Annotated in this window: 7 protein-coding genes; 2 read left to right on the top strand and 5 right to left on the bottom strand. The window is 49.6% G+C overall.

Annotated elements, in window-relative coordinates:
- Together A3750_RS08180 and A3750_RS08175 are read left to right on the top strand one after the other, a co-directional pair.
- Window positions 1–1,303, top strand: a 1,303-nt coding sequence (locus A3750_RS08180) for an AarF/UbiB family protein (protein WP_156498486.1), incomplete at its 5' end; no start/stop codon positions are given.
- Entirely contained in the window at window positions 1,284–1,958 is a 675-nt protein-coding gene (locus tag A3750_RS08175; protein ID WP_068457455.1) for a TIGR01621 family pseudouridine synthase, read from the top strand. The genes A3750_RS08180 and A3750_RS08175, both read left to right, overlap by 20 nt.
- A gap of 25 nt (window positions 1,959–1,983) precedes the next feature.
- Here A3750_RS08175 and ggt read toward each other — a convergent pair whose 3' ends face one another.
- The 5 genes from ggt to A3750_RS08150 all read right to left on the bottom strand — a co-directional run.
- The gene (ggt, locus tag A3750_RS08170; RefSeq protein WP_068464230.1) at window positions 1,984–3,774 is read right to left on the bottom strand and encodes a gamma-glutamyltransferase; all 1,791 of its coding nucleotides are present in this window, start codon (window positions 3,772–3,774) and stop codon (window positions 1,984–1,986) included.
- A gap of 3 nt (window positions 3,775–3,777) precedes the next feature.
- Window positions 3,778–5,817 (bottom strand): acetoacetate--CoA ligase, encoded by a 2,040-nt coding sequence (locus A3750_RS08165; RefSeq protein WP_231871768.1) that lies wholly within the window; start codon window positions 5,815–5,817, stop codon window positions 3,778–3,780.
- Window positions 5,818–5,833: 16 nt separating this feature from the next.
- On the bottom strand, window positions 5,834–6,733 hold the full coding sequence (locus A3750_RS08160) for a hydroxymethylglutaryl-CoA lyase (protein WP_068452326.1): 900 nt from the start codon (window positions 6,731–6,733) through the stop codon (window positions 5,834–5,836).
- A 79-nt stretch (window positions 6,734–6,812) separates the two neighbouring features.
- Window positions 6,813–7,592, bottom strand: coding sequence for an enoyl-CoA hydratase-related protein (locus A3750_RS08155; RefSeq protein WP_068548158.1), 780 nt, complete (start codon window positions 7,590–7,592; stop codon window positions 6,813–6,815).
- 13 nt (window positions 7,593–7,605) lie between these two features.
- A partial coding sequence (locus A3750_RS08150; protein ID WP_197474958.1) for a carboxyl transferase domain-containing protein occupies window positions 7,606–9,174 on the bottom strand: 1,569 nt, incomplete at its 5' end.

Raw genomic sequence — 9,174 nt, 5'->3', positions numbered from 1 at the left:
TGCAGACTTTCTTCCAGAAGAGATTGCGCGCGAACTAGAGGTCTTTCAACAAGATGTAGAGCCAATGACGGCAGAGCAGGTCCGTAACGCCTTTATCGAAGATTTTGGGCAAGCACCCGAATCGCTTTACTATGAATTTGACGCGAGCAAACCTCTCAAATCCGGCTCAATTGGTTCCGTGTTCCTCGCTAAAAAAGCCGTTGAGCGTAATGGAAATGCCGTGCTGGTCCCTATTGTCGTCAAAGTTGCGAGACATAATCTGGAACGCGAGTTTGCGATGGGGTCTCTTGCGATTGAGCTAATGTTGATTAGTAGCCAGTACTGGGCACCACACTCTAAGCTCAAGCCGTTTCTACGTTCTATGGCACTTCAGATAAAAGAGTTCACGAAGGGCTTTGAACAAGAGTTGGATTTCTCACAAGAGGCTGACACGCAACAACGATTTTATGAGCGCTCGTTACATTCAGCTGTTTGGAATGTTCCGAAGGTATACGGCGCTAGCGGTCGCATCATTGAGATGGAGTATGTCGCCAAAGCCAAACCGATTTCCCAAGCATTAGAAGGCGCGCGAAATCGAGAAGAAAAGCGCCGTGCCATCGCGCATAATTTTATCTACACGATTGTCGAGCACTTGGTGTTGTATCAGGAATTGCATGGTGATCTCCACCCTGGCAACGTGCTTGTAGACGAATCGAATGCGCTTTATCTCATCGATTGGGGCAACAGTATTCAAATGTCGGGTAAGTGGGGCTACGTGTTTTCGTATCTCAGCGCCGCTCTGTGNGGCGACATTGAAGAACTGGCTGACACGCTTATTGCGATGAGTACTGACCCAGAGAAGCACTCGGAGCAGCGCTCAAGGATAGTAGAAGCGCTCAGCGAAACACTTAGTAAGAAATCCATTGTGCCGATAGAGCCGTGGGAGCTTTGGAAGTTTTATCAAGAGGGAGGGGCAGGTTTGCAAATTCGCACAAGCGCGGCCATTCAGCTGCTCTCTAATACTTATCAGCTTGGAATGACAATTCAGAGCGATTACTTGCACTTATCTCGCTCAGTCTCAGCAATGATAGCGAGTTACGCAAACTTATACGCAAAAGAGAAGCGTATAACCGTAGCGAAGGAGTTTGCAACAGGGCTTGTCGGCGTCCCGTTCAAATACGGGCTGCTCAATTTGGCGCAGGATGCGTCGCAGTTCTTTTTCAAGCAACTCCGCTCAGCGCCAATTAAAGTACCAAAATTATCCATGCAATTGGTTCCAATCTCCCTTAACGATAAGGCACGATATGAACCCTCAGAAAATTAGACTGCTTTTTGAGCATGACGATTTTTTGGTCTGCGAGAAACCCCACAATCTCGCGTTTCATTCAGAGAATAATGCGGGGGAGTCGGTCCAAGGGTTTGTTGCTCTATTACGTGAGCAAATCGGCTCGGATGCTTTATACCCTGTCCATCGCCTAGATCGTGTGACAAGCGGTGCTCTGTTAGTTGCGAAAAATAGCCGAGCGAATAGTGCGCTTTCGCAACTATTTCAATCAAAAACGGTCGACAAAGTTTACCTCGCCATTAGTGATAAAAAACCCAAGAAGAAACAGGGGCTTATATCGGGAGATATGGAGAAATCGAGGGGCGGTAGCTACAAGCTCTGCAGAACACATCTTAACCCCAGTGTTACGCGGTTTTACGCATGCCCGTCTGATGAAGGATGGGGGTTTTGGTTAATGCCGCAGACAGGGCAAACCCATCAACTTCGTGTCGCATGCAAGTCTTTAGGTAGCCCTATCCTTGGTGATTCGCGTTACGGTGGTACTTCGGCTGAACGATGTTTTTTACACGCATACCAGATCAAATTTCGATATCTCGATGAGGATTACTGTATCCATGCGGAGCCTTCCGAACCGATGTTTCTAAAGGTGCTAGAAAAACTCCGGCAGCGGAAAGAGCTAAAACAAGGGCTTTAGTCGTTCGTTGCTCGTCGTCTCAAGGCTAATCGCCGGCAACGTGTCCCTCGCGTCGCTCATCCGCCGCACCTATCAAACGCGCATTCGCTTTGTCGATTTTTATCACATGGAGACCTGAATTGAGATCGCGCTCTTGTGTCTCGTATCCCATTTTTTTAAAACGAGCGACCAACTCGTCATCCAACTTCAGCTTCTCTACATCCATTTGCCCATATCGGTTACTGATATGCGCTGCATTGATCGCGTTATAAGGGTGCTGATTCCACATTAAAGTGCGTATCAGCGAGTTGGCAACATAGTTAATGATCCTTGATCCACCGGGCGATCCAATGGCCATTTTGGGGGCGCCGGTTTCCATAACGATGGTGGGGGCCATCGACGATCTAGGCCGCTTTGCAGCTTGAACACGGTTCGCGATCAAACCTTGTTCGTTTTCATACGAGAATGAAAAATCTGTTAGCTCATTGTTTAACAAGAAACCATTCACCATCAATCTTGAACCGAATCCATTTTCGATCGTACTGGTGCTGGAGAGAACGTTGCCCTGAGAATCCACGATTGAAAAGTGCGTCGTCGACGCTTGCTCGATTTGAATACCTTCGACCACGCTACTCTGCGCGTTATTCTGAAAGGTTCCTGGAGCAACCTGTGTTAAGGGTTTGCCAACAGTAAGCAAGGCGGCTCTCTGTTGAATATAGTTTTCATTGAGCAGCCAGCCAGGCACATCGAAAAAATCTGGGTCGGCGAGATAGGTGTTTCTATCCGCAAAAGAGAGGCGTGTTGCGTCTGAAATTACTTGCCACGCATCGGCTGATTCTGGTGGGTAATCAGACGTGTTTGCCGCCTCAGTCATCATGAGTATTTGGCCCACCGATACAGCACCGCTGCTCGGCGGTCCCATGCCGCAAACGCGATAACGCAAAAAGGGAGCACAAACCGGCTCTCTCTCGACAACCTCATAGCGGGTGAAGTCATCGACAGATAAGTATCCCTTGTTCGCAGAGGACTGAACCTTAGCAACAATCGTTTGCGCAAAGCGCTTCGTGTAGAAAGCCTTAGGGCCTTCGGCTGCAAGCATACGCAGTACATCAGCATAAGCTTGATTTTTGACGATCATACCTTGTGCTAGGGGCTCACCGTTTGGAAGAAAGTAATCGCGCGAATCGGCATCCGTGCTTAGTCGCTCACGATCTGTTGCGATCGCGTTTGCGAGTCTTGGACTGACTTGAAATCCTTGCTCCGCGAGTTTGATTGCCGGTTCGAGAAGTTCACCCCAAGGCTTGCTTCCGTATTTTCCGTGAATGTGACCTAAAAGTGCTACGGTCCCGGGAGTGCCTACAGAACGCCCACCAACAACGGCTTCAAAGAAACCTAAAGGGGTTTGATCTTTGGCTAGAAAAAGGTCTTGCGTTACGTCCAATGGCGCTGTCTCGCGACCATCATACGCCGTTAATTTCTGCTTTTTTGCATCAAAGTAAAGTGTAAATGCGCCACCGCCTAAGCCAGAAGATTGGGGCTCAACAAGACCAAGTACGGTTTGCACGGTTACCATTGCATCGGATGCGTTTCCTCCGTTGCGAAGCACTTCAAGCGCTGCATTACTGGCGTAGGGGTTTGCACTGACGACCATGTGCTTGGATGCCTCCAGCTGCTTGGTTTGAGCAATCGCGTTTTGAACCAATGCAGATTTGCCCGTCGCGGATTCGGGCTCGAGCATATCGCTTTGCTGAGGCGCGCTGTGCGTGTTTGCGGACAGGGTGGCCGCAGAAGTGATCATCAGAGTAATGATCGTTTTGAAGTTGAACGCTCTGTTCATGGCTTAATCCTTCAGATCGACGAGATCTCGAAAATAGTCCAGTGCATCCGGGTTCGCTAATGCCTCTGTGTTTTTCACTTCTTCACCGTGAACAATGGAGCGAACCGCTAGCTCAACAATTTTACCACTACGTGTTCTTGGTATATCTGGCACTGAGACTATCTTAGCAGGAACGTGCCTTGGACTCGTGTTGGTGCGGATAATTTGCTTTATGTCGTTTTTAAGTGCTTCATCGAGTACTTGGCCATGTTGCAGTTTGACGAAGAGAATAATGCGCTCGTCTCCATGCCATTTTTGCCCGATTGCAAGAGATTCAAATACAGCGTCCACCTTTTCTACCTGCCTGTAAATTTCAGCTGTACCTATTCTCACCCCATTAGGGTTTAGCACTGCATCAGCGCGACCGTGAATCATTACCCCGCGTTGATGCGAACCATCGTTCAACTTGTGTTGGCAGAGTTCGCCAAAGTCGCCATGTGCCCAACTATTATTGTGGCGGGCGAAATAGGCATCGAAGTATCGCGAGCCATCTGTGTCTTTCCAGAAGCAAACAGGCATGGAGGGAAACGCGGTTCTACAGATTAACTCTCCTTTACCCTGATCAAGCGATACGCCTTGCTCGTCGACAAAATCAATGTCCATTCCAAGCCCGGCGCATTGGAGCTCGCCGCGCCAAACCGGTAGGGTTGGAGAGCCCAGCGCAAAGCAAGAAACGATGTCTGTTCCGCCTGAAATACTCGACACTCTCACATCATGCGATACATCTCGGTAGAGATAGTCGAAGCTTTCTGGCACAAGGGGGGAGCCGGTTGAAAGTATGCTTTTTAAAGATGTTAGGTTGTGGCTTTGGCGAGGTTTCAAGCCGAACTTTTCGGCGGCTGAAAAGTACTTTGCACTTGCTCCGAAGACCTCAATCTGTGCGTCATCGGCCAGGTCAAATAGGACGCTTTGCTTGGGATGAAAAGGGGAACCATCATAGAGTACGAGCGATGCCCCCAGTGCGAGGCCGGAGACATACCAGTTCCACATCATCCAACCACAGGTTGTAAAATAGAATAAGCGCGTGCCTGAGGTTACGTCAGTATGCAAGGCAAGCTCTTTAACATGTTGCAGCAAGGTGCCGCCGACACCATGGACGATACACTTTGGTTTACCGGTCGTGCCCGATGAGAACAATATATACAAGGGCGCATTGAAAGCGACGCGCGTAAATTGGAGAGGCGGTATGCTCTGGCTGTTTACTATGCGATTCCATCGAAATATTGGAACATTGGTATTGATCGTATCGACATCTCCATCGCATTGATCTGCCGCATCCGCTTCCGTGGCTAATGGATTAAAGCATATGATTGCTTGCAATGAATCCAGTGCTTCCGCTACGAGCGTGACCTTTTCAACACAGTCAATAACCTTGCCTGCGTATTGGTATCGATTGCACGCAAGAAGCACGGTAGGTCGTATTTGCTCGAATCGATCTAGAATACCGCTTACGCCAAAATCGGGCGAGCAAGAAGACCAGACAGCGCCGATGGAGGCCGTTGCAAGCATGCCAACAATGGCATGATGCGAGTTTGTGCTGATCGCCGCAACTCGATCGCTCTCCTTAACGCCGAGCTTGCGCAACTCAGTGGCAAGTGTTGCCACTTTATTTGCAAGCTCTGAATAGGTAATTGACTGAATAATGCCGTGCTCGTTACTTTCCGTACATGCGATCTGATTTGGGGTGTCTTTTGCATAACGGAGCAGGTTTTCAGCAAAGTTAATCTTTGAGTCAGGAAACCAAACAGCGCCCGGAAGTCGCTTCAGATCTTGCACTTTTTGTGAGCCGCGTTCGCCGATCAGGCCAAAATAATCCCATAGCGAATCCCAGAATATCTCCGGTTGCGTTACGGAGAAATGATGGAGAGCGGCATAGCCATCAAAGTGAGTATCTTGTTTCGCTTCGAGCCAGGCAGAAAATCGAGCCATCACGCTGTCGTTGAGATCTTTATTGGAGGGAGACCATAACGGCTTCTCTGTTGCTTGATTTATGTCGAGTTCCACTTTATGTCCTGCCGGCTTAGTTTGATCTTGTGTTCATTGCATTCGCTACGCGAGAGTGAGTAGGGCGCGCAAGTGCATTGGAGATGAATTCACCCGCTTCAATCAGTGAGTCGAGCGCGATACCCGTAGTGAATCCGCCGCTATTAAGCAGATACACGAGGTCTTCTGTCGCCAGATTGCCGCTAGCACCTTTCGCATAAGGGCAACCCCCGAGCCCGGCGATAGAAGCATCAAAGCAGCGAACTCCCGCCTCTAGACCCGCATACACGCTCCCTAAAGCCTGGCCGTAGGTATCATGTAAATGCAACGCAAGTTTGCCCATATCAAAGTGCTCAGACATGGCCGCGAGTAATCGTTTTGTATCGTAAGCGGTACCAACTCCGATGGTGTCCCCAAGTGAAACTTCATAACACCCAAGGTCAAATAGTTGCTGGCAAGTTTGTATTACCTGTTTAACCGGTATGGCTCCATCATATGGGCAGGCGAAAATACAGCTTACGTAGCCTCTAATTGCTTTGTCATCCGCTTTTGCTTGCTGCGCTAAGTCTTTAAAACGTTCTATGCTCTCGGAGATTGAACAGTTTATGTTTTTTTGACTAAAGGCTTCCGACGCCGCGGCGAACACAGCAACCTCGTCTGCGTTACATTCATGCGCGTCGAGATAACCTCTGAGATTCGGTGTGAGCGCTGCGTACGTTACCCCTTTGGTTCGGTTGATTTGTTCAAACAATGCACCACTATTTGCCATTTGCGGCACCCATTTGGGCGAGACGAAGCTGCCTGTCTCGATATACTGCAGGCCTGAGTCGGATAAGCGATTGACTAACTCGACTTTAGTATCGAGAGGCAGGGTTTGTTTCTCATTTTGCAGGCCATCTCTTGGTCCAACTTCCACGACTCGAACATGTTCTGACATCGTTTAAAAATCCTCGCTCGCACCTATGTGCCTCGTTGTTTTACCTAAATGTTGTCCGCTACGGCAATGCATCTGGTTGTTATTGCTTTATCCAAGGCGCGCGCTGTTTTTCAAAAAATGCAGTAAGACCGGCTTGTCCTTCCTCCGACACTCTAAGGCGAGCGATTAATTCTGCAGTATGCTCGGCAGGCTGGTCGAGACCTCGCTCGATGTCTGCAATTAATGTTTTGGTTGCCTTGCTGGCACTGGGGCCGCTCTGGAGTATTTGGTTGATCGTTGAGTCGACTTCCTGCTCAAGCTGCTCGCTAGTGACGAGTTTATGCACTAGTCCCCAGTCGGCGGCCTGTTCAGCATTGAAAAGCTCGGCTGTTAAGAAAAGCTGACGACAACGTCGCGCTCCGACGGCCTGGACAACATAGGGGCCGATGGTTGCTGGGGACAGGCCGAGTTTCACTTCACTTAGGCAGAACTTCGCTTTGTCGCTTGCGATGGCAATATCACAACAACTGATCAGGCCGATAGCTCCGCCAAAGGAGGCACCTTGGACTTTAACGATCGTTGGGATTGGAAGGGTGTTTAGTGTGTGCATCAGCAAAGCGAGCTGACGTGCGTCGTCCATGTTCTGCTCATAGCTTAGTGTTGCCATCCTTTTCATCCAATTGAGGTCAGCCCCCGCACTAAAGCTCTTTCCTGTCGATTGCAGCACAAGCACTCGCACCTCGTTTTGCGTTTTGACCTCTTCGAGCTTACTAATCAACAATGCGATGATCTCATCATCGAAGGCATTGTGCTTATCGGCACGATTGAGCGTCAGTCGGGCTACAGCGCCGGCAATGGTTAGAACAACTGGTGATTCCATTGTTTGTATTCCCTTACATTCGAAATACGCCGAAATGCGTATCTTCAATCGCGGCATTCATTGATGCAGACAGCGCCATTGCCAACACCTTTCGCGTGTCTGCAGGCTCGATGATCCCGTCATCCCAAAGACGCGCTGTTGCGTAATAGGGATGGGACTGCTCCTCGAACTGTTGAATGATAGGTGTCTTCAGCGCCAGCTCTTCTTCATCGCTCCAGTTCAGGCCGCGCTTTTCTAAGCTATCTCGTTTTACTTGCGCGAGCACCCCTGCTGCTTGTTCACCACCCATCACCGAAATTCGGGCATTGGGCCACATCCATAGAAAACGAGGATGGTACGCTCGTCCGCACATGCCGTAGTTGCCAGCACCGAAACTCCCGCCAATGATCACCGTGAACTTGGGTACTTTCGCGCATGCGACGGCCATAACCATTTTTGCGCCGTGCTTTGCGATGCCGCCTGCCTCGTACTCCTTGCCGACCATAAACCCCGTAATGTTTTGCAGAAACACCAAGGGGATTTTGCGCTGACAGCAGAGCTCTATAAAGTGCGCGCCTTTTTGGGCGGATTCTGAAAACAAAATTCCATTGTTTGCGATGATGCCGACAGGGTATCCATCGATATGTGCAAAGCCACAAACCAATGTTTCGCCGAATTGTTTCTTAAACTCCTGAAAATCAGAACCATCGACAATGCGTGCGATCACTTCTCGCACATCATAGGGCGTCTTCAAATCACTCGGCACAACGCCATTGATTTCCCTTGGGGAATAAAGCGGCGCATGGGGTTGCTGTCTACCGATAGGGTTTTGCTTTTGCCAATTCAGATGAGCGACGCAGTCTCTGGCAATTTGCAAGGCGTGCTCTTCGCTATCTGCATAGTGGTCGGCAACCCCGCTCACCTTGCAATGCATGTCTGCACCACCTAATTCTTCAGCGCTCACCTCTTCGCCAGTGGCTGCCTTGACGAGAGGAGGACCAGCTAGAAATATCGTGCTGTGTTCTCTAACCATTATGCTTTCATCAGCCATTGCTGGAACATAGGCCCCCCCAGCTGTACACAATCCGAGCACGACAGCGATCTGGGGAATGCCTTTCGCAGACATATTTGCTTGACGATAAAAAATATTTCCAAAGTCGTCTTCATCAGGAAACACTTCGTCTTGGTTGGGCAGGTTAGCGCCGCCTGAATCCACTAAATAGACACAAGGGAGTCGGTTTTCCTCGGCGATGGTTAGAGCGCGTAAGTGCTTTTTTACTGACAATGGATAGTAGGTGCCACCCTTGATTGTTGAGTCATTCACAACAACCATGCACTCTGTTCCATTGATGATGCCAACACCGCATATCGCACCGGCACCTGGGACGCTTTCTTCGTAGACCTCGTGAGCGGCAAGTGCCGACAATTCTAAAAAAGGTGTCCCGGGATCGAGTAGGTGGGCAAGCCGCTCTCTTGGGAGCAGCTTGCCTTTTGCGCGATGGCGGTCGATGAGCTTTTGGCTACTGTAAGTCGCGTTGTTGGTCAGCTTCTGGCGAAGATCGTCGACTAACGCATTCATCGATGAAGCGCGCAACTCAAATTC

This window comes from Oleiphilus sp. HI0079 (genome assembly GCF_001635105.1).
Note: the sequence above shows the minus strand (reverse complement) of the source record. Positions and strands in the feature narration are given on the sequence as shown.